The sequence below is a fragment of the Pseudalgibacter alginicilyticus genome, from assembly GCF_001310225.1.
In the GTDB taxonomy this organism is placed as follows: Bacteria; Bacteroidota; Bacteroidia; order Flavobacteriales; family Flavobacteriaceae; genus Pseudalgibacter; species Pseudalgibacter alginicilyticus.
This window is the reverse complement of record NZ_CP012898.1, coordinates 3,773,901-3,798,203: the sequence shown is the minus strand read 5'-3', so window position 1 is coordinate 3,798,203 and position 24,303 is coordinate 3,773,901. Positions and strand designations below refer to the sequence as shown.

Below are 24,303 nucleotides of genomic sequence, written 5' to 3'. Positions count from 1 at the left end.
TTTTAGTTTAATTTAGTTTTGATGTCTTTTAATTAAAATGGAAATACCAAAGGCTGCAATGGTTATTGGTACAATACCTAAAAGTATTATTTTAAGCCAGAAAATTCCATCTCTATTTATTTTTATTCTTGTATCAATAGCTTTAGGTCTGCCTGTTGAAACAGCATATTCATTATTTGAAAACCATTTAAAAAACCGAAGCGCAAGTGGCATATTTACATTTCTTGGAGTGTTTCTATTCGCTTGGGCATTAGTCATAAAATCGGCATCTCCAGAGATTATTATTTTTTGATTAATGGAGTCTTTTACCATTCTAGTTAAAGCCATAATAATAGGAACTTGGATACGTTTTTCTGAAACACTATCAAATACTATTTTTTGAGTATTTAAATCAAACGGTGGCATCTTATTCCAAGTATTTTCTTTATTACTCACTAAAATGGGTGTTATTTCAAAATCTGTAGAATCGGTATAAGCAATACCCATAGCTTTTGGGTTAACCACAATAGCATCTTTATAAAATTTAAATTGAGACAGCGTTTCTTGTTCTGTAAATTGACTTTGAATTAAATCAAGTTCAAAATTCTCACTCTCTTGCAATAACACCCCATCTAAAAACTCTACTCCAAAAGTATCTAATACCGGATTTAAAACGTCTTGCTTTCCTGGTTCCCCTGAAATTAACATATTTCCACCACGACTGATATAAGTATGTATGCTTTGCAGTTCTTTCTCAGAATACGCATGCTTTGGATCAGCTAAAACCAATACATCAAGCGATTTTGAAATAGAATCCATATTAGTAAAATTAACATCTACAACATCAAAACCAGAATTAATTAATGAGCCTCTAACATTTACCCCCTTGGCTATAAACTTATACGAATCATCTCCATTTTTATATACATCACGCTCACCATGACCAGTTAATATTCCAACAAGAGCAGGCTTTTGAATAAGTCTTTTTAATGTTGAAGAAATATCCTTTTCATTAGGGTACACATAAATATCATCAAACATTCTAAGAGGGATTGTTTGATCTCCATATTCAACAAACCTAACTAAACGGTTATTTTCTTTTTTTAAATCAATTTGTTGTGCAATCTTATCTGGACTCCATACTTTATCAAAATTTATATGATGAACCTTCGCTGCATTTTTAGCTAATTCCACTAAAGTTTTAGTAGTGTCTATATATGGTATAGTGTCATAATAGTATACATAATCCATAGTTAAATTAGGTATAAACCTTCTATACATTTCAAAACTATTCAAATCCTTAATTCTATTTTCAGGAACTCCAAATTGAGCAGAATTATGAATTATGTTTACATATGTGGTAATATGAACAGGATATTCTAATTTTTTAATAAGGTCTTGAGATGTCTTGGTTAGAGTTCTATCTTTAAACCGCGTTGTATCTGTATATTTATTAATACTTGGCAAGGATGTTACATAACCTAAACTTACAACAACAAATACCAAAATAGAATAACTAAACACCTTAGAGGTTATATTTTTTGTAGTTCGTTCGTTATTGAGTTTAAAAATACTTAACATTAAAAACAAACAGATGACTAATACAAAATATATGATATCTTTTGTTCCAATCAAACCATTTACAAATGAATTAGCTCGTCCATTTATAGACAACCAATAGGTGATTTCTCGAATAAAATCATATGTTTGACCAATGCCTCCAATAAAATTTAAAAAAGCCAATAGCGCTAATGTACTAATAGCAGCAACCACTTGATAATTGGTTAAACAAGACATGAATAAACCAATGGCAGCATAAGCACACATGAGTAAATAAACCCCCAATATGCCACCAAAAACAAATTTAATATCTAAGGCTTCTATAGTAAACATACCAACAATTATGAAGCTAGAAAGTATGGCTGCTAAAAACAGGTTATAAACCATCATAGATAGGTACTTTCCTAAAATAATTTCTTTAATAGTTACAGGCGAAGAGTATAACAGTTTGATAGAACCACTGCTGGTTTCCTTACTCATTAATCCCATAGTTAACAAAGGGATATATAAATACAAATAATTTTGTACTGTAGCTAATATACCATCTTCTCCTGCAAATAGAATTTTTGTTAATACACTAAGAGGGCGCTCCAATTGCTGATTGGTTTCATATTTGTAAAGGAGCTCTGTAAACGTTAACCCTGTTTGAATAAAAAAAATGATTAATACAAACCAAGCAATAGGAGAATAAAACATTAAGCTCAATTCTAACTTAGCTATTTTTATTATCTTTTTCATGCGTTTGTGTAATTTTTTTTCTTAGAAAGTTGAGCAAAAATAGCATCTAAAGAACTTTTCTCTAATTGAATTTCCAATAAACCCCATGCTTTTTCTAAACTTAGCTGAATGATAGTTTTAGTAATTTCAGGACGTTCTGAAAATGTTAAGCGGATATTGTTTTTAGTAATATATTCTACATTAGTAATGCCGTCAATATTTAAAAACTCCTCTTTATTAGGAGGTGTTTCCATACTTACTAATACAGTATTAGGCTTTATATAATTATTAAAGGCTTCCATTGAATCCTGAAATACCGTTTCCCCATGTTCAATCATCACAATAGTATCGCAGGTTGCTTGGACTTCAGATAAAATATGAGTCGATAAGATAACTGCGCGGTCTTCGGCAATATTCTTTATAAGCCTTCTTACCTCTGTTATTTGATTTGGGTCTAAGCCATTAGTAGGCTCATCTAAAACTACTAATTTTGGATTGTGAATTATAGCTTGCGCAATCCCAACACGTTGCTGATACCCTCCTGAAAGATTTTTTAAAACACGCTTACTAAAGTGTGTAATGCCACATTTTTCTTTTGCAACGGCAACAGCACTTTTTATTTCCTTAGAAGGAATAGATCTTAAATGAGCACAATGAATTAAATATTCATCTACCGTCAACTCAAAATGTAATGGTGCTTTTTGAGGAAGAAACCCAATTAATTTTTTTGCTTCAACAGGTTTTTTACGTATATCTATACCATCAATAAGAGCGAAACCTTCTGTTTGATTAATAACACCACAAAGGATGTTCATGGTAGTAGATTTACCTGCACCGTTAGAACCTAACAATCCAAGTATCCCTCGGCTTTTTATTTCAAAATTTATATCTTTTATGGCCCAATCTTTACTATATCTATGTGATAGATTTTGAACTTTGGCTATGCTTTCTTTCATAATGTTACTAATTAAAAAATGATATGGGTTCTATTAGTTGCGCTTTCTTTTCATTAAAATATAAATCCCACACAGTAATAGCAATACTGGTAACACTCCAATAAAGACTGCTTTAATCCAGACTATTTTTTCTTGAGAAATTAATATCTTGTTATCTATAGGCTTTGGTCTAGTAGTATCAATAGGATATTCTCCATTACTAAACCATTTGAAAGTATTTTCTACAAACTTGTAATTTTCTTTATTTTTCAAATTTGAACGACTCATTTCTTTGTTGCTCATAAAATCTGCATCACCAAAAATCATTATTTTTTGATGCCTCCCTTGAACTGTCCTGTTTAATGCTAAAGCTACTACAGCTTCTAACTTATTATTTTTTATAGGATTAAAAACCACAGTATCTGTTTCAAGATTGACTCCTCCAGTTTGATTCCATACTTTATTTTTATTAGTTTTTAAAATTGGTGTTACTTTAAATCCAAGTGTATCTTTAAAAGTTATCGCCATTGCATTTGGCATACTTACTACACTTTTTTCCTCTAATATAAAACCTAAATCATTTGCCTGATCTGAAATTTCAGCTTGTATCAAATCGAGTTTATAATCTTTACTTTCTTGTAATAAAACACCGTTTGAAAATTGAACACCTAAAGTTTCTAAAATAGGATTAAATATGTGTTCTTTATTTGGTTCTCCAGCAATAATAGCATGTCCACCATGCATTAAATAGGTTTTTATTTTTTGTAGTTCTTCTTCATTATACTCCTCAATAGGATCGGCAATTATAAGAACCGAAAGATCCAAGGGTAATATATCGTATTCACTAAAAGAAATATTTAAATTATTAAACCCTTGATTAATTAAAGATGAACGTGTATTTAGTTGATTTAATACTCCTTGATATGCCTTATCTCCTTTTTTATCAATGCTGCGTTCACCATTCCCGGTTAATACGCCAACTTTAGCAGCTCCTAATAAAATGTTTTTAACTGCTGCTGAAATTTCGGCTTCTTTAGGGTAACCTATTTGATCGAAAAACATTCTTAAATTGGCTATTTTACCATTATATTCTAAAGCACGTACAAAGCCGTTAGATTCAGGTTTCAAATCTATTAATTTACTTACCTCATCTGGTGTTAAAACTTCATCAAAATCAAAACCATAAGCCGTTGCTGCGCGTTGTGCTCGCTCTAATAATGTTTTATCTGTATCATCTCTTCTATCAAGCGTATAATTGTAATACGGACGATATTCTATCTCTAAATTTGGCATAAACCGCGTATAATCGTCAAATTGTTTTAAATCATAAATTCGAAATTTTGGAGATGCTAAATGTGCAAATTGATTAATGACATTCGCGTATACTGTTATTTTTATAGGTTCATCTAACTGTTTTAGTAAGTCTTGTGTTTTTTTAGTAAGTGTATTGGTTTTAAACCGTGTTGTATCATAATAGCCGTTAAACATTGGTAAGGAGCTTAAATATCCAATGAAAAGCACAGTAATAATAACTGCCGCATATCTTAGCGTTTTTGTTGCAAGACTATATGTGCTTCTTCCAGAATTTAATCGCATAATACTCAATACTAAAAACAAGCTAATAATTAATATAAAATAGATAAGATCCTTACTACTAATAAGTCCTGTAATAAAATTATTGACTCTACCTGAAAGAGCCATCCAATAGGTTATATCTCTAACCAAATCAATGCTTTGCCCTACGGAACTCATAAAATTTAGAGCTGCAAAAACTGCTAATGTACTCATAGCAGCAACCACTTGATAGATAGTTAAGCTCGACATAAACAAACCTATGGCACTATAAGCACATGCTAATAAATACAAGCCAAGAATACCTCCAAGTAAATACTTGAAATCTAGCGCTTCTATAGAAATAAAACCTGTAAAAATAACACCAAACAAAACCAATACTAACAAAAGACAATACACGGCCATGGCTAAAAATTTACCCAAAATAATTTGCTGATTGGTAACTGGTGAAGAAAATAATAGTTTAATAGAACCACTGCTTAGCTCTCTACTCATTAGTCCCATGGTAAGCAAAGGGATGTATAAATATAAATTATTTTTTACTGCATTAAAAAAAGCATTATATCCTCCAAAAACATCCTTTGTTAATCCTTTTAACTCATGCCCTAATTCTTGGTTAGCAGCCTTAGCATCAATTAAATCGGAAATATTAATTCCGCATTGAATGATAAAAATAATCAATACGAGCCACGCTATTGGTGAATAAAATAATACACTCAATTCTACCTGAGCTATTTTAAAAATCTTTTTCATGAGGCAAAATAATTCTAATACTATTTAAATATTTAAATAGCAAATTGAAGTTTATTCTTTTAATATTTCCCTTTACTATAAAGCTTTTATAGTAAAGGGAATTTATTAATTTAATATAATTTTAAAGTTGAGTTCCCATGGCCGTAATACGGTTAAATCCTGAAAATGTTTTAATATTAGGCGTATCAATATTACCAACACCTGCATTAATAAAAGGAAGTAAATGAACTCTCCCTTCCGTACCATCATAAGTAGCAACTAATAAAGCTTTATTATTTAAAGGCAAATAATCTCCTGAACTTCTCGATGGATAATCCGCTTGTTGATATACTTGCATAATTGACAATTCTTCTCCAGCATCAAACGTATAACGTTCTTGAACTACAGGTGTTGATGTTGCATAAATAACAGCGTATATTTTAGTTGATGTTGCATAATACAATACTTTTTGGTCATCAAGAAACACAAAAGATTTTGCTTCTGAAATATCAGGAGCACTTGTTAAATCGTGAAATGCTAAAGGACTTGGAGGAATTCCTGTAGGATATTCGTATCCACCGCCATCAAAAAGATATAAACCAACGTCTCCTGTAACCTCATCTTTTAATACATATCTAAATTCGCCACTAGTACTTGCTATAGCAGCCATATTTACTTTATTAGGCAAGCTTGCAGGGTTAAAAGCACCATCAACTGATGCGGGGATTGGATACATATTGGTATCACCAAATGATGATATGGATGTTTGGTATACAAATTGATCGTTAACCTCATCATAAAAATTAATTACGATATCCGGTCCATATAGCGGGTTTGAAGCTATGATACTAGGGACTTCATAATCTGAAGAAAATGATACTCCAAACTTTTGAGAAGCACCAAAATAAGTTGACGTTAAACTTCCATTATTAATGAATAAACTCCCTTGGTATACTTGTCCTAATGCTTGTGGGATATAATTAGATTTAGCTACATAAAATAAATCATCATTAGTTCCTGCTAGAGTAAAATCTAAAGGGTCTATTTTATAAATTAAATCATCTGTTATACCTAAAACAGCATTTTTACCATAAATTTGATAGTATTTAAGCTGCTTCGTAATTCCAGGAATCGTAGTACCATTAATTTTGGAGTATATTTGATATTTTATACTTTCTCCAGTAAAATCTGTAGTTACATCGGCACTCATGATATGACTAATGTCTGTAGTAGATCCATCGAAAGTTTCTGCAATTACAATACCTTCACCAATATTATTTAATACGGTCACTGGCCACGACATAATATAATCTATGTCTGTATCTAGATCCGTTACCGTATAAACCAACTGATGCGTATACCCTGGGAATGTTGGAGGAAAAGCAATTTCGCTATCTAAGTTGCGAACCTCACTTAATACTTGGTATATGGTATCGTTAGGTTCTATGTTAATTTTCCATTCGTAAGCCAATTGACTCTCTGATAATCCACCATAATTAAGGTTTGGTTCTAATACTAAATTATCAAATTGGTACACTGAAATACTACTCATACCAGTTGTATCGATTTCTACACCTTGTATGGTGTTAACATCCAAGGTACTTGTATCCTCATAGCATGAGTGAGTTACTATTACAAACAATAGTAAAACTAATATTTTTAATATGTTTTTCATGAATTTAAATTTTTATGTTATTTACTAACTAAAGGGCCTCAAGTTATCATGCTTACACTACTGTACTAAGTATGGTTTTATCTTTATATTTTAAAACAGACCTAAACCTTACATGACAAACATTTACCACCCTTTCATTAAACCCAAAAATGGGCAATTATTTTTATACTCTTTTGTATTTATATCTTCGCTTTATTTCCATATAATAAATTCAAACGCTTCTTTAATCCAATGAAAAAAAACAAAGAGAATACTGTCATGGCTAAAGCAATTCCTATATAATCTATTATAAAACTGGTAGAAAACAAATTCTGAATTAAATTAGAAGAACCGTATACTTTAAATACATTTTTTATTAAAATAAAAATAAAACCACCTAATGAAAAAGCTATCATGTTTCTAATAAAAAATAGCATTTGATGATCTCTAATATATTTTAAAAGTGCTTTTTCACTAACCCTTCTATCTTTTTTATCAATTATAAATAAAAGAAATACAAATCCTCCAGCAAAAGCACCAATAAGTGTTGAAATAATATATTTCAAAGTTATTGCATTATAAAATTCTCCAGTATAAATAAAATGAGTTACACAATGAAAAATAAATACGGCTAATATTATTCCTAAACTACAATACTTTGCCATTACTAAATATTTATACTTCTTTATTTTTTCCCACATAGCTCTATTTAATACTAATTATTGTTTTCCCCCTAAATAGTCTATTTAGTATATAGGTATAATTTCTTGCCCTACATTATCTCCATCATCATGAAGTAAAGGCGTACCATTATCAATCTCATATTGTCTTAAATAATCTCCAAAAGCTTGTCCTAATGCTTGAGCACCTACAGCTCCTACTTCTTGGTAATCTGTAATTGAAAACGTAGTAAGTCCCGTAGTTGCTAAAAACACTCTATATGCGGCAGAACTAGGATATCGGGTAAAGAAATACCTAAAATAGGTCCATGCTGGAATAACAATTTTATTGGTCCAAATAATTTTTGTTGTGTTGGTGTCAGTATTCCCAATAGTAAAATCATCCGATGCAATCGACGACAGGTGTAGAGATACAGAAGTATCGTCTAAAACGGGATCTTTCTTCAACTTTACATATAAATTACCTGTATATTCTCCTGCAGGAACTTTTCCTTCTATAATTTCGTATAAATCAGTAGTTGCTGTTGTTTCTTCATCATCTAAAACTTCTACTTCAAAATAACGGTCATAATCGGCAGTGCTACCAATAATAGCAACTGGTACTTCTAAGATATATTCATCTGCGACTTCTTGAATAAACGAATATTGAAGCGAATCATTTACAAAATTAATTGCTGGTTCGGCACTAAAACTATCTATGTTATCTTTTTCGCAAGACATTGCTAATACGACACATAATGCCGCCGAAAAGATGGTATATATTATATTTTTCATATTATATTATTTTTTAAATTAAACGCTTATTGAACACTACCAAACTCTAATTCTACATCTGGAAAGGGTAATACATAAACGGCATCATCTAAGATAACACTGTCCGATAAACCAAATATTTCGGTTTCTCCTGTTCTTTTGTAATAAAAGAATAATTGGCCTTCACTTAAAAATTCTTTTTTATATTCTTTTTTAATTTCAAGCATAACCTCTTCTTGTGTTGCTGTATCAGGAATAACTTCAATAATCCCTCTACTTGTTCTTACCAAATTAAGATAGTCAATGGCATTACCTAATTGAGCAGAAGTTCCTTCTTTTGCGTAAGCCTCGGCAGCTATATAATACATTTCAGGAAGCTTAATTAAAGGCATTTGATTATAACTATCACTAGCCGAACCGCCTTGTATTAATTTGGTATTTACAACCCCTTGAGATTGGGTTTCCATAAGTGTATTGTAACGCACATCTACAATACCAATATTTAAATTACTGGTTTCAAAAGTGTCGTCCGTAAAATTTGTAGTATAGTATAAAGCGTTGTAATTTGAACCATCACCTTCTGCAACAAGTAAATCATTCACAAGATCTGTAAAGTTGTCTATATCTAATGCAAACAAAACTTCTTGATAAAATATTTTATCTGTAGATACAGGGTAAGTGGCTGAATTAATTAAACTCGTAAAGGCATTTGCTATAACCACTTCAGCGGCAATAGCAGCTTCGGTTTGCTTTCCTTCCCATTGAAATACACGAGCTTGTAATGCTTTAACTGCATAATAATTCATACGTTGTTCTCTTTGGTCGTAAAAACCTGTTCTATTCACATCGTCATAATAATCTGCTGGTTTGTTGGTGGCGTAAATAGGGTCTTCATTCAACAGCTCAAGAGCGGTCTCTAAATCTTCTTCCATAAGCGCTAAAGTCTCGCTATAACTAAGTTGCGCTGTTATATTTTTACTAAACTGAGTAACATAAGGAATTGTTTTTTCGGATAACAGACTTGGCCTATCTTCTAAGTTACCTGTTGCAAAAAGGCGCATTATATCGAAATGCACGTAGGCACGTAAACCTAATAATTCGCCTTTTATAATGGCATAATCAATATCTGTTAAAACATCTCGATTGGTCTCCATCATTTCAAGAGCAATATTAATGTTAGCGATAACATTATAAGCATGCGACCAAAGCCCTTCAATTTGATCTACTGCATTTGCCGTCTCATAGTTAAAGAGTTGTATACCGGCATAGTCTGCACTAAAAGAAAATGTTGAGTACTGCTGACTAAGTACATCAACAAGGTTCCAATTCATGTCTTTTGCATATAGTTCAGGTTCTGTAAGCCCTAAATATACCCCCATTAGGGCGTCTTTAAAACCATCTACGGATTCAAATTGTTCTGAAGCACTTAATTGCGTACTAGACTGTTCATCCAGCCAATCATTGCTACAAGACACTGTAAGTATTAGAAAGGTTAATCCTAATAATATTGTTTTAATATTCTTGTTCATAATCTTTGTTTTTAAAAGTTAGCAGTTAGAGAAAACGACATAGATTGCGCATAAGGGTATGATGTACCGCGCTCAATTTCTATGGAAGAAAATTGCACCACATTATTGGCATTAAACCCAATACGTAAACGCTCTGCCCCTATTGCATCGGTTACGTTTTTATTAAAGTCGTAATACACATTAATAGCGGCAATATCAAAATCTTTACGATCTTGCACAAAACGAGATGTTGGTTTTGTTGGAGTAACATTATAGTTATATAAACCTGTTTCGTAGTTATAATATCTCAAACCTTTAAACTCGGTTTGTTGGCCTTGGTATTGCCATCTTCCTGTTAAAACACGTTGATCCACATTGTAATCCATATCTACATTCTCTACCTTATCTACTAAAGTTTGGTTATACAATTGACCTCCGCCTAAATAACGCGCCGTAATACTTATTCCAAAACCTTCAAACTCACCAGAAATCCCAAAAACACCACGGTATTTAGAGTTACTATCACCAACAACAACCATATCATTGGCATCCCACTCATAGGTAGTACTACCATCTTGTTTCACATAGACTTCCAACCCTGTAGCAGGATCAATTCCTTTTGATGGTACTGCCCAAATAGCATTCATAGACATACCGTCTTGATATTTAATTACGGGCTTATTATTTTCATCATCCCCTGCAATGGCATCTTGAGCTTCATTAAAAGATTTCATAGCATCAGAAAGTTCGATGATTTTATTATCATTTGTTGTAATTCCAAAGTTGACATTAAAGAAGTTTCTTCCTTTAGACCAAACTAAATATGATGCATTAAGCTCTATACCACTATTTTTAACTTTACCTAAATTTTCATTTACACTATTAAACCCTGTAGAATATGGAAGTGTAATATCTGTAATCAGGTTTTCAGTATAACTTTCATAATAATCTAAACGCAAAGTTAGATTCTCTATTTTGGTGTCTAAGCCTATATTATAATCAAATTTAGTTTCCCATTGTAACTCCGAATTCCCCATATTAAGTAAATAAGAACCTGGATTATCTTGATAAAATTTATCTTGATAATAGGCATAGGTTACAATAGACTGATTGGTATTAAAGTTTTGATTACCTGTAGACCCTAATGAGCCTCTAAGTTTTAATTGCTCTACAATAGAATTTCTTAAAAAGGCTTCATTATGTATATTCCATCCTAGACCTAAACTCCAAAACGTAGACCAACGATTGTCTTCACCAAATTGAGATGAAGCACTCGTTCTAAGGGTTACATCACTAAGAAATCTATTATCATAAACATAAGAACCTACAGCTAAAAAGCCTAACTCCCTAGAAATACCACTAATTCCTGTTGGACTGGCATCTAAAGCGTAAGTTCGGGCAAAAGTAATATCATTTAATCGACTACTTGGAAAACCTTCTGCCAAATGAGACGTTTCTTCATATTTACGTTCACTAACATTAAATCCTCCGTTAGCAAATAGGAAGTGTTTCTGTAAACTCTTAGAGTATTGAACATTAAAATCTCCTGAAAAATAAGAACTTTTTCCGTTGTTTACTTGATATGATCCTTTACGAGTATCATCGGTTTCTGTATCAAAAAGTGTATGTTGTCCTGGATAAAACTCATCAGCATCACTGCGTTTAAGATCTATACCAACACGAGCAATGGCTTTTAATGATGGTAAAACATCCCATTCTAAATAAAAGTTATTTACAAAATTAAGATAACTAGATACATCTTTTGTTTCTAAAGTTGTGTTATATAGTGGATTTGTAAAATTAATATCACTAGTTAAATACTCAGAATAATACGGAATAGTTCCATCTAAATCATAAGCTCTCCAATATGGGTTCATTTTAGAATAATCACTAAAATCGCCATACGGAGACTCTTGGGTATTATTACCCGTAACAGAAATACTATTTTGAAATTTTATTTTATCAATTTTATACATCACAGTTAAATTACCACCAATATTTTCACGAAACGATTCTTTCATCGCGCCAGATTTTTTTTGATAATTTAAATTAGCTAAAATGCTAAGGTGTTCACTTCCTAACTCTACACCAATAGAATGCCTTTGTCCAATTCCATTTTGTAATGGTACAGCCATCCAATCTGTATTCAATCCTTCTTGAGCTAATTTCAATCTCGAGTTATACAACTGTTGAAGCTCAACATAATCTCCAGAATCTCTAGATAAATAATATCCATCAAGTGTTTCTGCTTGTAATTTTTGTAATGAATTGGTTAGGTTATAACTTGATAAATCTGGAAGTTCTAAATCAAGGTTTGCATTATAAGTTATCCTGACCTCTTGCCCTGTAGGAGTTTCTGTTTCAATAACAATAACGCCATTGGCTGCTTTAGAGCCATATAAAGCTTTGGAAGCAGCATCTTTTAAAATAGTAAGTCGTTTTATACGATTAAAATCGATATCATAAACACGTTCTACAGACGCTTCAAAACCATTTAATATAAACAATGGTTGATTTGGGCTTTGTAAATAATTCCCTTTAAACTCTTCAGCTTCACTACTAGGAAAAGTAGATGTACCTCGTATTTGCATATCAGGAAGGTTATTGGGGTTTGACCCTAAACTAAAATCTTCAACCAAAGCTATGGAGGGATCAATGTTCTGTATAGCCTGAAATATATTTTGACTTCCTACTTTTCGTAATTCTTCTTTTGTTATTGTTACAGCAGCCCCTGTAAAACTCTCCGCTTTTCTTTCAAAGACACCATTAATCACTACTTCTCCTAATTGATTTAAATTTTCCTTTAAGGTAATATTAATAGACGTTTGATTTCCTACTTTTATTTCTTGACTTTTATAACCAATACTTGAAAAAATTAAGACACTTTCAATATTTGGTACTATCATATGGTAAACACCTTCCAAATTTGTGGATGTACCAACACCTTCTCCTTTAATCAAAACTGTAACTCCTGGTATAGGCTCGCCAAACTCATCCACAACCTTACCAGATATTTGTCTCTGAACATTATCTTCTGGCGACTTCTTTCGAATAAGAATGGTTTTATTAGGCGTAACAGTTAAATTTACATTACCTCCAGAAAGGCTTTCTTCCAATAATTTATCTAATTTTATAACGCCCTTTTTTAGTTGAACTTCAGGGAAATTGTTAAATAAATCATCTCTGTAAATAAACATGTAATCAGTTGTTTGCTCTTTGATGATATTAAACACTTCATTAACACTAATAGTTACATCCTTTTCAATCCTAATTTTAGAATTTTGAGATAAAACATAGTTAGGCGTAAAACTAAACATCGAAGTACAAAGCAAGAAGATAAATGTTCGCATAATAAGTATTAAGAGCTCTTTTCTCTTGACGAAAAGAACATCGGTCAATTTAATTTTCATAAATTTACAAGGTTTTTAGTTAGTTAAACTTTTTAATTAATTAAGACGGGTAAAAGGGGGATTTAGTCTTATACTTTCCTAGGGTTGAAACTATTTCCTTCCTTTTTCATTTTTATGCCAAAATCTTTAATTTCAACATCATTGTGTTGTTTTCAATTCATATACTTTTTTTTTAAGTTAATTAGTTATTTTAAAGTTATTGTTTTGCCGTTAATTGAATATGTATTTATAACATCTGTATCCTTCATAACAGACATAATATCTTGAATTCCATAATTTTTATTTATTAAACCTGTAAATTTTTGATTTTCTAATTTCTCTGTATCAAAAACCACATCCATATCATACCATCTAGATAATACAAGCATAATACCTTTTAATTCTTTGCTTTCAAAAATAAAAACACCATCTTTCCATGATATTTCTGGTTTAACATTTATTTCTGAAATTACTAAAGAATGATTTAAAGTATTGTAAATGGATTGTTGATTTGGCAATAAGCTCTCTTGGCTTATTCCTGTACTTATAGCAACCTTTCCCTCCACCAAAGTGGTATAAATATTTTTATCAGCTTTGTATGCTTTAATATTAAATTCTGTTCCTAAAACTTGAATTTCTTGTTGATCGTGATTCACTAAAAATGATGCCCCTTTATTGGTTTCGCTCGGCGACACGTCAAAATAAGCTTCTCCATAAACAAGCTCTACTTCTCTAGTTTCCCCTTCAACAAATGACACAGGATATTTTAATTTAGATTCGGAGTTTAACCAAACTTGTGTACCATCAGATAGTTTTACAAAATACTGACCTCCGCGTGGAATAGTTAAATAATTATACTGAATATCTTTATGTACTTTATGTCCTGATTTATACACTATTTGTTTGCCATTACTACTTAACTTAGATGTATTAAAACTTTCTTTATTATTTAGTACAACTTCTGTTCCATCTTCCAAAGTTAAGATGGCCTTATCGGTGCCTTTTTTGATAGTATTATTAACTATTATTGGTGTGTTTTGTATAGCAGAACCTCCTTTTGAAGTAATTTTATAAATAAATGTTGCAGTTATTAAAAGCAACACAGAAGCAGCTACGGCAAATTTCAACACCCTTTTGTTGAGATAATTTACAGACGTTTGTTTAGTTGGATATGACTTTTCTTGTATTGATTTCCATGCAACATTCACATCCAAATCAGATATAATTTTAATGTGCTTCTTCTCTGCCTTAAGTAATAATAGTAAATTATAAAGTTCTTTGTTTTTTTCTGACTTTTCGAGCCATTTTTGAAACTTTAACTCCTCTTCACCACTTAGGTTCGATTCAATTTTCTTTAATAAAATAGTGTTTATTTTCACGTAATGTTATTTATTTAACCTTAGTTGTTATTAATAAGACTAAAAATTAACATTTAGGGTGATGTATTTTTATTTTTTTTTATAAAAACTTCATTAGCAGCTATTAATATTAAGAAGTAGATCTCTTTTAGTGAAGCTCTTAACATTTTAAAAGCTTTTTTCATTTGTGTTTTTACAGTATTAATAGACAATCCTAACTGATTTGCTGTTTCTTGATATTTTAAACCATCTACTACGCATAATATAAACACTTTTTTACATTGTTCTGGCAATAAATCTATTTGACTGTAAAGTTTTCTCTTTTTTCTCAAAGAGAGCTCATTATCTTCAGCAGATATACTTTCCACATAAACCATAGTATTTTCATCTATGGCTTGCATTTTATTATTTTGACTTATCCGAGTCAAACTTGCATTTCTAACTGCAGTACTCAAATAACCTTTTAAGTTTTTTATTTCGTCAATATTTTTATTTTCTATAATTTTAACAAAAACATCTTGTACTACGTCTTCCGCTTCTTTTATATCTTTTAAATAAAATAAAGCTATTACGCATAAATCTTTATAGGTTGTTTTAAATATCTTTTCTAAGCTATCCAAAAAGAAGAGTCTTTCATTAATTAATTGTTATTTACAAAGGAGAAAACAAGAAATACTCCTATAGAAACACAAACAAATCTAGTAAAAATAAATGAAACTTTTGATTTCAAACTATTATGACATAGCTTGTGACAAACTATAAAAAGGCTAAAACATACACTAACTCCACACTTATCATTAAGATGATAAATTACTATACCTTTTTTTTTATTCTTCCTAAAATATCAATTGTTTAATTGTGATTTTGACATACTTAAATAATTTTTATTTTAGTAATTAAATCCTATTAACATCTTAGAATTGAGAAAAAGATTTAAAATTTGAGACAAATACTTTAATTAAAAAAAAAAGAAGAGTAAAACTATCATAGTTTAGCCCTTCTTTTTAAAACCAATCGTTATTTTATTTAATTGTAATAAAAAAGTCTGTTTTTTATACTAATTTCAATTTTTTATCTTCAACATTCAAATTTCTTTTTTTGGTTCTATAAACCCATGCTATTTGCCCTAATTGAGCAACAATTTTCACCGAGTCTTTCATTGAAAGTTTAGAACCATCAGCATGAATCCATCTTTTTAGCGGTTGTTCACAAAGCATAGCTTTTGCTTGTTTTAACCCAAAATACTGTGACATTCTTTTAAAAATTTCAACATCAAATATCCACTGTGTTACAAACTTTTCGGCAAAAGCAATTTCAATTACATCTTTACGAAAAATTTTAGCCCCACATTGTGTATCTTTAAAATCCATTTTCAAAATCTTTCTAATAATAAAGTTTATAGTCATACTAATAACTTTTCTTGCAGATTCCTTAGTAATATTTGCACCCATTCTGGAAATTCTTGAACCACTTACAATTTTAAATTCTGAAGTTTCAATAGTCTTTACTAAATCATCAAAATCAGCTAAATCAGTAGATAAATCAGCATCTAAAAACCCTATGTAATCTAAATCTTCTTTTTTTGCCATAAAAAGCATACCTTGTCTAACTGCTTCAGCTTTGCCTCCGTTTTTTTCACAGTCGTATACAGTTATAAAATCTTCTCTTCCTTTTTGTAAATCTTTTAAAACCTCTAAAGTCCTATCCTTACTCCCATCATTTACAAAACATAAATGGTAACCAGAATTTTTATCTATATAATCAGTAAATTCTTTACTCAACAAACGTTCTTCTTCATTGTAACAAGGTATAACAACTCCAACGCAACGCTGTTGAATCAAAACTTCACTTTTATTAATTGCATTTTGTGTTTCTGGAGCTCCAATTAATCTTTTTACACGAGCACTAATCTCATTTAAACTTAATGGTTTTTTCATATAATCATTAATACCTAAATCAAAACCTTCTGTGATAACATTATCTTGGGTATTCCCTGATAACACCATGACTGGTGTATTTTCTTTTTTTGAATTTCTAATATGTTTAACAATATCCAACCCTGATATTCCTGGCATATTTATATCTACAATTACTAAATCTGGGTTTTCAGTATCAAACAACTCCACACCTTTATGAGCATTTGTTTCAATTACTACCTCATACCCTAATTCATTTAGTCTTTTTTGTAATGGTAATAACACTAATTGTTGATCATCAATTGCTAATATCTTCATGATTGGTATATTTATGATTATTTATACTCCAAAAGTACTTGGTTTGCTATTCTTTTTAATGCTATTTAGTTAAACCACCATTTTAGTTTAGACGAATGGTAAGTTTGTGTAGATAATTAAAAATTGAACCACTATTTAAATTATTTATCTTTACCGTATTGTTATAGCTTAGGCTTTAAATGAAGGAAACCTCAAACAAATACTTAATTTCAGCAATCCTTTTAGGATTGGCTTTTCATGGTAGTTCCATATTTTTCACTTTAGAAACTACTTATGACGCTTTAATTCACCTATTTTTTGCGGACCATTATGCGCACAGTTGGTTTGAGCCTTGGAACTATGAATGGTACACAGGCTTTACCGTACAAAGTTATCCGCCTTTAGTACATCAATCTATCGGTTTATTGTCTCTTATTGGCGGATTAAAATTTGGTATGTTTAGTGTTGCACTCATAGCTATCGTGCTTTTTATAACAGGTAGTTATAGGTTTTCATTACTTATGACTGGTAACAAAACTATAGCTGGTTATGCTTCCGTTTTAGCGGTATTTTCATCTTCATTTGTAGAAACACTTCACATTTTTGGCCAATTACCAAGTATTGTTGGAGTTTCCGTATTAATGCATGCCTTACCTGAAATCTATTTGTGGTTAAAAACTGGAAAAAAATGGTACTTAGGAACATCCTTATCATTAATAGCTGTAACGGTTACTTCCCACCATGTAACTCCAATTTTTGGAATGGTATTTTTTATATTTCCTTTAATAGGCATGGTACTAATGGATGTATCAAGAGAACAGGTAAATTCTATGAAAAAAGTAACTTTCAAAATTTTCTTAAGTAGCTTTTTTAAACTCTTTAAGCGTATTGTAAGTTTTGGAATGTTATCCTTAGTGCTAATTATAGGTTGTATTTTTCCGTACTGGTTAAATTCTAAAGCTAATCCCATTACACAGGTACCCATACCTCATGGTTCTAGAGATAACTTTTTGGAAATTACATCTTCTGGATTAGTATTTTTTTTAATTCCTTGGGGAATTTTACTCGTACTACTACCATATATATTCTATAGATATTATAGCAAACGTTATTTATTTTTTGGCCTATCTGTTACCATTTGCACCATTTTAGGCACTGGTGGTACTACACCTATTCCTCTAAAAATGTTAGGTGAAACCGCTTTTAATATTTTAACCTTAGATAGATTTACACTTTGGGCTTCTATCCTATCACTACCTCTGTTGGGAGAATTTGCGTATCGCTTTGTAGAAGGTGATTTAAAAGAATTAATTCAATCAAAATTTGGAGCTGTTTACCATCGTATTATTGGAGGAATATTAGCAGGACTATTTGTTTTTATGGTTATTTTCACCATGAGTTTAAACTACTTTAGACCCTCACAACCACAAAAAATAAAAATGTTACCAATCGTGAATTTCTTAAATCAAGATGATCACGACAAATGGCGATTTTTAACTCTAGGGTTTGGTGACCAAATGGCCTGGTTAAGTGCACAAACCAATGCTATGACTGTAGATGGAAACTACCATTCGGCCCGACGATTACCTGAACTAACAACAAGACCAATTGAACGCCTAGAAAACTCAAAATTCAAAGGCGTTGCAGGCATTGGATCATTACAACAATTTTTAACCACACCAGAAAAGTACAACCTTAAATATATATTTTCTAACGATAAATTTTATGATCCCATTCTCTATTATTGTGGCTGGCAGCGTTTACGACAATTAGAAAACGGTATCATGGTTTGGGAGCGCCTTAACATTCCTCCAGTATCATCTATTTTACCTAAAGAAGATGTTGCTAAATGGCTAAAAATCCATTGGGGGATTATACCTTTTTTAACTGTTTTAATTGCGTTCATATTAAACATACAAATGCTATGGGTTAATATGCTGAAAACACGATTAAAACCTGCTCCCGATTTTTTAAAGTATTCGGTTAGCTATCACAAATTCAATAAAAATGTATTACGCATCACACATATTTGGTCATTAGTATTAGTGGTACTTGTATTTTATAGTATCTATTTATTCTACTTAAAAAACGACTCACAACGCAGCCCTGAAAATGCTATTATAGCCTACTACGATGCTTTAGATTTTAAAGAATTTGAAAAGGCCCATCGTTTAATTGACCCTAAAAACACCATCCCTATTGCCCAATACATGTTAGAAATTTCAGTAACTGATGGATTATTGAGCAGTTATGCTAAAATGGATGCTATTAAAACAGAAATAACCCCACACAACGATAGTACGGTTTCTGCAAAGGTAATCAGTCAATGGATTACACCACTTGAAAGAATAGAAAAAATAGATTATAAATCACTATCAAAACGCCACGGAAAATGGTATTTACAAGCAGACGACCTTAACAACGATTTGCCTCCTGACCAACTCTATTCTGATAATACTACCCAATATTTTAACCAAGGCAGACGACGTATTACTACAGAACAAACCCATCATGAAGATGTTTTAAAACAGCCCGTTTTAGAAGTGCTATCTGCTAAATTAGTAAAATACCAAAATCACTATGCTATTATAGGCGAAGTACAAAATATAGACAACGTTCCTGCTGATGTTATTTTAAAAGGTACACTTTACAACAACGCAAATAAACAATTAGCGACTTACAATGCTAAATATCATATAAAACATAAATTGATGCCCAAAGAATCGAGTAGTTTCAGAATTAATTTTGAAGGTATTGCCTGGTCTAAAACCCAAGATTCTATTCCAGATACGTTTAACCCTGATGAATTTACACCTGTAGAGTTTGAAGAACAACCAACAAAATTCAACTTGCAAGCTGCTGGAAATGTATCGGCTTCAGATTTATATAAAAATGTAGTATTAAGCGATATACACATTAAAAACAAAATGATTTATGGCAACTTATTTAATAGTGGTATTCAAGAAATTACCATTCCACAACTATTAATTACTTATTATGACAACAACCAAAATATGCTTTGGGTAGACCATTTGTTTATTAAAGAAGGCATCAGGCAACAACGCAAACAAAATTTTAAATATCATTTATTGAAGGATGAAAAAGTAAAAATCATTAATAATGACATGAAAAATATTTTTGTAAACGGTTTACCTAATGATGCTATTGCAGCTAAAACAGTACCCAATAGAATTGAAAATCATACTGGGGCCCAATTACAAAAAATTGAACACCCAAATTTTGATTATATTAAAATAGAAATTAACCCATATATAGGAAGCCCTAATTAATGCCACTTAAAAATACATATCTGTTTATTTTCATTTTGGTTTTAATATCATTATTTGCTAATGCGCAACCAAATAGTCCATCAAATAATATTAAACTATTAACTTCCCAATCAACTTTTGAAGTTGGCAATACCATTATTTTAAAATTTTCAACTTCTAAAACTGAAAAACCTCTACTCTATTGTTCAAGTAGTTATGGTTCTACTTTAGTATCTGCATCTTTAAAAAACAATACGCTTAACTATTCCATTCCTAAAAACATAATTAAAAAAACAGGAGTAATTAATTGGACGTTATTAAACAGAAACGCCTCTCTTTCAGGAAATTTAAATATCAAACCAAAACAAGAAGTGACAACTATGGAAACCTATATAGGGCCCCCTAGTATAGTGGCTGGTGGAACTGATTATACTATGTTAGTTATTATCCCAACAGATTCTTTAGACAACCCAATAGTTGAAAACACTTTAGTAAATGTAAAACATCAATTTTTAGATTCAGAAAAAAACAATACCGTTTTCACTAAGAATTTAATTGCTTATAAAAATATTTATTCAAAAAAAGAAAGCGGACGAATGTTGGTATCTTCAGAGAGTTTAGGCATCAATTCTAAAGAATTCACAGTAAATATTGGGGCTGCTATTCCCACAGATTTCAAAATTTACGCCACACGCCCTCATGATTATGCAGATGGCAATCAAATTACTACATTTTCAACTTCCATTATCAAAGACAAGCAAAACAATGTGGTAAGTGATGGCACCTTTGTTACTTTTTACATTACAAATCAGCAACAGAATATTTTAAAAACCACTGGCACCACTATTGAAGGGGTAGCACATGCTAAAATAATCCATCCTGATTATGCCAATAATTGGAACATAAAAGCATACATTGATGGTATGGCTGAAAGCCAAAGTATTTTGTTAACCTACAAACAAGCTATTCAAGATTTTGAAGTTAGTTTTTCAAATAAAAACAGAGTAATCACTGTTGGCCCATTACAAAGTTTTATGTCTCAGATGATTCCCGATGGGCTACATGTTAAATTAAATATTTATAAAGATGACCTACTTATAAATACCATTCTAAAAACATCTTTTAACGGCTATGTTAACTTCAATTTAAAACCTGCTATTTATAAAAATGACCACTATAAATTTAGTATTGAAACCGCAGGAAAAACAAAAAAAATCAACATTAAGAAGTTATGGTAAGTATTAATAAAAACATATTGCGCACTATATTAATAGCTTCCTATATACTACTTATTGCCTTAATTGTTTCCGGTATCAGTGCCTTGTTTAGTTACCTAAACACTGGTGCCGACCGAAGCACAATGTTACATACCGAAATTCAAAAAGTAGAACAATATTTACCAAAACTAGTTTGGGCGCCTTTACTCAACGAAGGCAGACTTATGGACCAAGAAAACCTTAACGCCTTACAAAACGATTATTTAGACGCTTGGTACGTTAAACAAATTGCTTATAAAACCAATAAAACGGCTGGTATTAAAGATTATTATACAGACAGTGCAAGAAAGAATTTATATGATTTTATAGAATTAAATGCTGCTAATAACATAACTATTGAAGCCACCACTTTAAAACACCATCCTACTTTAGAATTTTTTAGTGAAGATGGTCAATTAGCTGTTGTCACAGACCGTAATGTCATTGAATACAAACGTGTGTTTAAGGCTGAAAAAATGGTTTTAGAAACCACGGAAATATCCACCTATAAAATAGTTTTGTTATTAGAAGATGGTTTTTGGCGCATCCGGCATTTAGTAAAAGAAAGTACGAAGCCTTATATATTTGAAACTTCAAAAATTATTACAGACAGTTTGAATATTAAAGGTATTAACTATTACCCAAAAGCAAACCCTTGGAACATGTTTGGTGATGCATTTTCTATAGACACCATTTCAAAAGACTTCAAAATTATAAAAAACGCTGGCTTAAATTCGGTTAGGATTTTTGTGCAATACGAAGACTTTGGAAAAGCCAACGTAAGCCCTAAAAAACTTAAAAAATTAAAACAAACTTTAGATTTAGCAGATAAGCATCATTTAAAAGTAGTTTTGACCTTGTTTGATTTTTATGGTGATTATTCCATAATAAATTGGACTTTAAACCACCGCCATGCAGAAAAAATAGTCACCACTTTTAAAAACCACAATGCTCTTATTGCTTGGGACGTTAAAAATGAACCTAATTTAGATTTTGAATCGAGAGGAAAAGAAACGGTTATAGCTTGGCTTGATAATATGATAGATTTAGTAAAATCGGTTGATACCATTCATCCAGTAACCATTGGTTGGTCTAACGCAAAAAGTGCTTCTATTTTAAAAGATAAAGTAGATATTGTTTCATTCCATTATTATGAAGATTTACAAAAATTAGATGAAGCTATACAAACCTTAAAAACGGAAATACCTAACAAACCCTTAGTTTTACAAGAGTTTGGCTTATCGTCTTACTCTGGATTATGGAACCCATTTGGAACGTCCAATAAAGATCAAGCCAATTATCACAAAAAAGCCCAAGAAGTTATTGCTGCTAATAATTTGCAATTTATGTCTTGGACACTTTACGATTTTAATAACATACCAAAGGAAGTCGTTGGACGACTTCCTTGGAGAAAACGGGCTCAAGAGCATTTTGGATTTATCACCCAAAAAGGAGAGACTAAACCCGCATTTAAATACATATCTAAGCCATAATTTCTCTTTCTTCAGATTTAGTAACATTTTTATTTAACATTATTGTATCAAAAGTTTCTAAATACATATCTGTTATTCTACTCATAGGTAATGCGGTAGCCGCTTTATAATTTGCTTTTCCCAACTTAATTCTATAAGGTTCGTTTGTTACTATATTTTCAATTGCTCTGGCTAAACTTTCAACACTAGTTGGTTCAAAAAATTCTCCCTGATATCCTTCATCCTTAACCAAGTGTGCTAAATCTCCTAAATCTGGCATCACAACTGCTTTACCATAACTTCCTGCTTGGTGAAGGACTCCAGAACTTCCAGTTGTAGAAGTGTAAGGAAACACCACAACGGCGCTTTCATTAAATAACTTTGGCACTTCACTTTCTTCTACATATCCTGTAAAACGCACTTGAGGTATTTCTTTATAATCGTCTTGAACTTTATCTAAATATCCAGGTACATTTGGATTGTCAGTTCCTGCAATTACAACTTCTAAGTTTAAACCTGTAGATTTTCTAACCATTTCAACGGCTTCAATCATACCTTCTACTTTTTTATAAGTTCCAAACTTTCCAAAAGTCATTACTTGCATAGGGTCTGTTGGAATTATATAATCTGGTTCTTCAGGAATTTCAAAAGTTCCGTGAGGAATTAGTTTTATGTTTTTAGCTTTATATTTCTTTTCTAAAACATCTACATACTTTTCAATAGTTACCGCAACGGTATCAGCTTGTAAAATTAGTTTGGTTAATGTAGTACCTATAAATCCATACACTTTTTGCATTAATTTATTATTTGTAAAACCTGCACTTCCTAAATCTACTTCTTCTAAAATATTATGTAACAAAACAATATTAGGAATACGTTTTAACTTACAGACCAATGGTAGCATTAAACCTAATGCCGCTGCTATTTTTTTATCGCCAAATTTCATAAACTGAAGATTAAATAACACCGCATCTGGTCTTGTTTTATTTATAGCTTTTGTTACTGATAATACATTCGCATAGCTGTTAAAGGACCAACATTCTTTTATGGTTATTCTACAGCCTGCTTGTGTAAAATGAATATCTTTTTCTCCTTCTGTTTTATCGGTTAACAAAATCAATTCGGTCACATCTTCTTTTTGTCTGAAGTGCTTTACCAAATGATAAGCATATTCATTTAATGTTACTTTACTTGGTGGATATGCTGTTACAATGGCTAATTTCATAAGTTATTTGGTTTTAATTATAATACAAATT

Annotated in this window: 15 protein-coding genes; 3 read left to right on the top strand and 12 right to left on the bottom strand. The window is 31.1% G+C overall.

Annotated elements, in window-relative coordinates; all coding sequences use genetic code 11:
* Positions 1–12: 12 nt before the first annotated feature.
* The 11 genes from APS56_RS15755 to APS56_RS15705 all read right to left on the bottom strand — a co-directional run bounded on the left by APS56_RS15755 (position 13) and on the right by APS56_RS15705 (position 17,071).
* On the bottom strand, positions 13–2,277 hold the full coding sequence (locus APS56_RS15755) for a Gldg family protein (RefSeq protein WP_054730607.1): 2,265 nt from the start codon (positions 2,275–2,277) through the stop codon (positions 13–15).
* Positions 2,274–3,212, bottom strand: a complete 939-nt coding sequence (locus tag APS56_RS15750) for an ABC transporter ATP-binding protein (RefSeq protein WP_054730605.1) — start codon at positions 3,210–3,212, stop codon at positions 2,274–2,276. Before APS56_RS15750 ends, APS56_RS15755 begins: the two co-directional genes overlap by 4 nt.
* A 33-nt stretch (positions 3,213–3,245) precedes the next feature.
* Positions 3,246–5,516 carry a Gldg family protein gene (locus tag APS56_RS15745; RefSeq protein ID WP_054730602.1) on the bottom strand — a complete coding sequence of 757 codons (2,271 nt, stop codon included), beginning with the start codon at positions 5,514–5,516 and terminating at the stop codon, positions 3,246–3,248.
* 121 nt (positions 5,517–5,637) lie between these two features.
* A complete protein-coding gene (locus APS56_RS15740; RefSeq protein WP_054730599.1) occupies positions 5,638–7,170 on the bottom strand; it encodes a PKD-like family lipoprotein in 1,533 nt (510 codons plus the stop codon).
* Between the two features lie 179 nt (positions 7,171–7,349).
* A complete protein-coding gene (locus APS56_RS15735) occupies positions 7,350–7,814 on the bottom strand; it encodes a hypothetical protein (RefSeq protein ID WP_157757689.1) in 465 nt (154 codons plus the stop codon).
* 81 nt (positions 7,815–7,895) lie between these two features.
* A complete protein-coding gene (locus APS56_RS15730; RefSeq protein WP_082379382.1) occupies positions 7,896–8,603 on the bottom strand; it encodes a DUF4843 domain-containing protein in 708 nt (235 codons plus the stop codon).
* Between the two features lie 26 nt (positions 8,604–8,629).
* The gene (locus tag APS56_RS15725) at positions 8,630–10,111 is read right to left on the bottom strand and encodes a RagB/SusD family nutrient uptake outer membrane protein (RefSeq protein ID WP_054730591.1); all 1,482 of its coding nucleotides are present in this window, start codon (positions 10,109–10,111) and stop codon (positions 8,630–8,632) included.
* 11 nt (positions 10,112–10,122) lie between these two features.
* Positions 10,123–13,440: a SusC/RagA family TonB-linked outer membrane protein gene (locus APS56_RS15720; RefSeq protein WP_236778436.1), complete on the bottom strand. Its 3,318-nt coding sequence runs from the start codon at positions 13,438–13,440 to the stop codon at positions 10,123–10,125.
* A gap of 245 nt (positions 13,441–13,685) precedes the next feature.
* Complete coding sequence (locus tag APS56_RS15715) at positions 13,686–14,858, bottom strand: FecR family protein (RefSeq protein WP_054730585.1); 1,173 nt, start codon at positions 14,856–14,858, stop codon at positions 13,686–13,688.
* 53 nt (positions 14,859–14,911) lie between these two features.
* Positions 14,912–15,457 (bottom strand): RNA polymerase sigma factor, encoded by a 546-nt coding sequence (locus APS56_RS15710; protein WP_054730582.1) that lies wholly within the window; start codon positions 15,455–15,457, stop codon positions 14,912–14,914.
* A gap of 432 nt (positions 15,458–15,889) precedes the next feature.
* Positions 15,890–17,071: a response regulator gene (locus APS56_RS15705; RefSeq protein ID WP_054730578.1), complete on the bottom strand. Its 1,182-nt coding sequence runs from the start codon at positions 17,069–17,071 to the stop codon at positions 15,890–15,892.
* 179 nt (positions 17,072–17,250) lie between these two features.
* Here APS56_RS15705 and APS56_RS15700 point away from each other — a divergent pair, with 179 nt between their 5' ends.
* From APS56_RS15700 to APS56_RS15690, 3 genes are read left to right on the top strand one after another with little or no spacing between them, the layout of a single operon-like run.
* Positions 17,251–20,340, top strand: a complete 3,090-nt coding sequence (locus APS56_RS15700; protein ID WP_054730576.1) for a hypothetical protein — start codon at positions 17,251–17,253, stop codon at positions 20,338–20,340.
* Positions 20,340–21,557, top strand: coding sequence for a hypothetical protein (locus APS56_RS15695; protein ID WP_054730573.1), 1,218 nt, complete (start codon positions 20,340–20,342; stop codon positions 21,555–21,557). The genes APS56_RS15700 and APS56_RS15695 overlap by 1 nt, the downstream gene beginning before the upstream one ends.
* A complete protein-coding gene (locus APS56_RS15690; protein WP_054730568.1) occupies positions 21,551–23,068 on the top strand; it encodes a glycoside hydrolase family 2 TIM barrel-domain containing protein in 1,518 nt (505 codons plus the stop codon). The genes APS56_RS15695 and APS56_RS15690 overlap by 7 nt, the downstream gene beginning before the upstream one ends.
* Here APS56_RS15690 and APS56_RS15685 read toward each other — a convergent pair.
* Entirely contained in the window at positions 23,058–24,272 is a 1,215-nt protein-coding gene (locus APS56_RS15685; protein ID WP_054730565.1) for a glycosyltransferase, read from the bottom strand. The two genes, APS56_RS15690 and APS56_RS15685, sit on opposite strands and share 11 nt — an antisense overlap.
* Positions 24,273–24,303: the final 31 nt, after the last annotated feature.

Excerpts from the sequence above, each read along its gene's own strand:
- APS56_RS15745 (WP_054730602.1), bottom strand. The coding sequence starts at position 5,516 with ATGAAAAAGATTTTTAAAATAGCTCAGGTAGAATTGAGTGTATTATTT.
- APS56_RS15740 (WP_054730599.1), bottom strand. The coding sequence starts at position 7,170 with ATGAAAAACATATTAAAAATATTAGTTTTACTATTGTTTGTAATAGTA.
- APS56_RS15730 (WP_082379382.1), bottom strand. The coding sequence starts at position 8,603 with ATGAAAAATATAATATATACCATCTTTTCGGCGGCATTATGTGTCGTA.
- APS56_RS15685 (WP_054730565.1), bottom strand. The coding sequence starts at position 24,272 with ATGAAATTAGCCATTGTAACAGCATATCCACCAAGTAAAGTAACATTA.
- APS56_RS15695 (WP_054730573.1), top strand. The coding sequence starts at position 20,340 with ATGCCACTTAAAAATACATATCTGTTTATTTTCATTTTGGTTTTAATA.
- APS56_RS15700 (WP_054730576.1), top strand. The coding sequence starts at position 17,251 with ATGAAGGAAACCTCAAACAAATACTTAATTTCAGCAATCCTTTTAGGA.
- APS56_RS15725 (WP_054730591.1), bottom strand. The coding sequence starts at position 10,111 with ATGAACAAGAATATTAAAACAATATTATTAGGATTAACCTTTCTAATA.
- APS56_RS15735 (WP_157757689.1), bottom strand. The coding sequence starts at position 7,814 with ATGGCAAAGTATTGTAGTTTAGGAATAATATTAGCCGTATTTATTTTT.
- APS56_RS15720 (WP_236778436.1), bottom strand. The coding sequence starts at position 13,440 with ATGCGAACATTTATCTTCTTGCTTTGTACTTCGATGTTTAGTTTTACG.
- APS56_RS15750 (WP_054730605.1), bottom strand. The coding sequence starts at position 3,212 with ATGAAAGAAAGCATAGCCAAAGTTCAAAATCTATCACATAGATATAGT.
- APS56_RS15690 (WP_054730568.1), top strand. The coding sequence starts at position 21,551 with ATGGTAAGTATTAATAAAAACATATTGCGCACTATATTAATAGCTTCC.
- APS56_RS15705 (WP_054730578.1), bottom strand. The coding sequence starts at position 17,071 with ATGAAGATATTAGCAATTGATGATCAACAATTAGTGTTATTACCATTA.
- APS56_RS15755 (WP_054730607.1), bottom strand. The coding sequence starts at position 2,277 with ATGAAAAAGATAATAAAAATAGCTAAGTTAGAATTGAGCTTAATGTTT.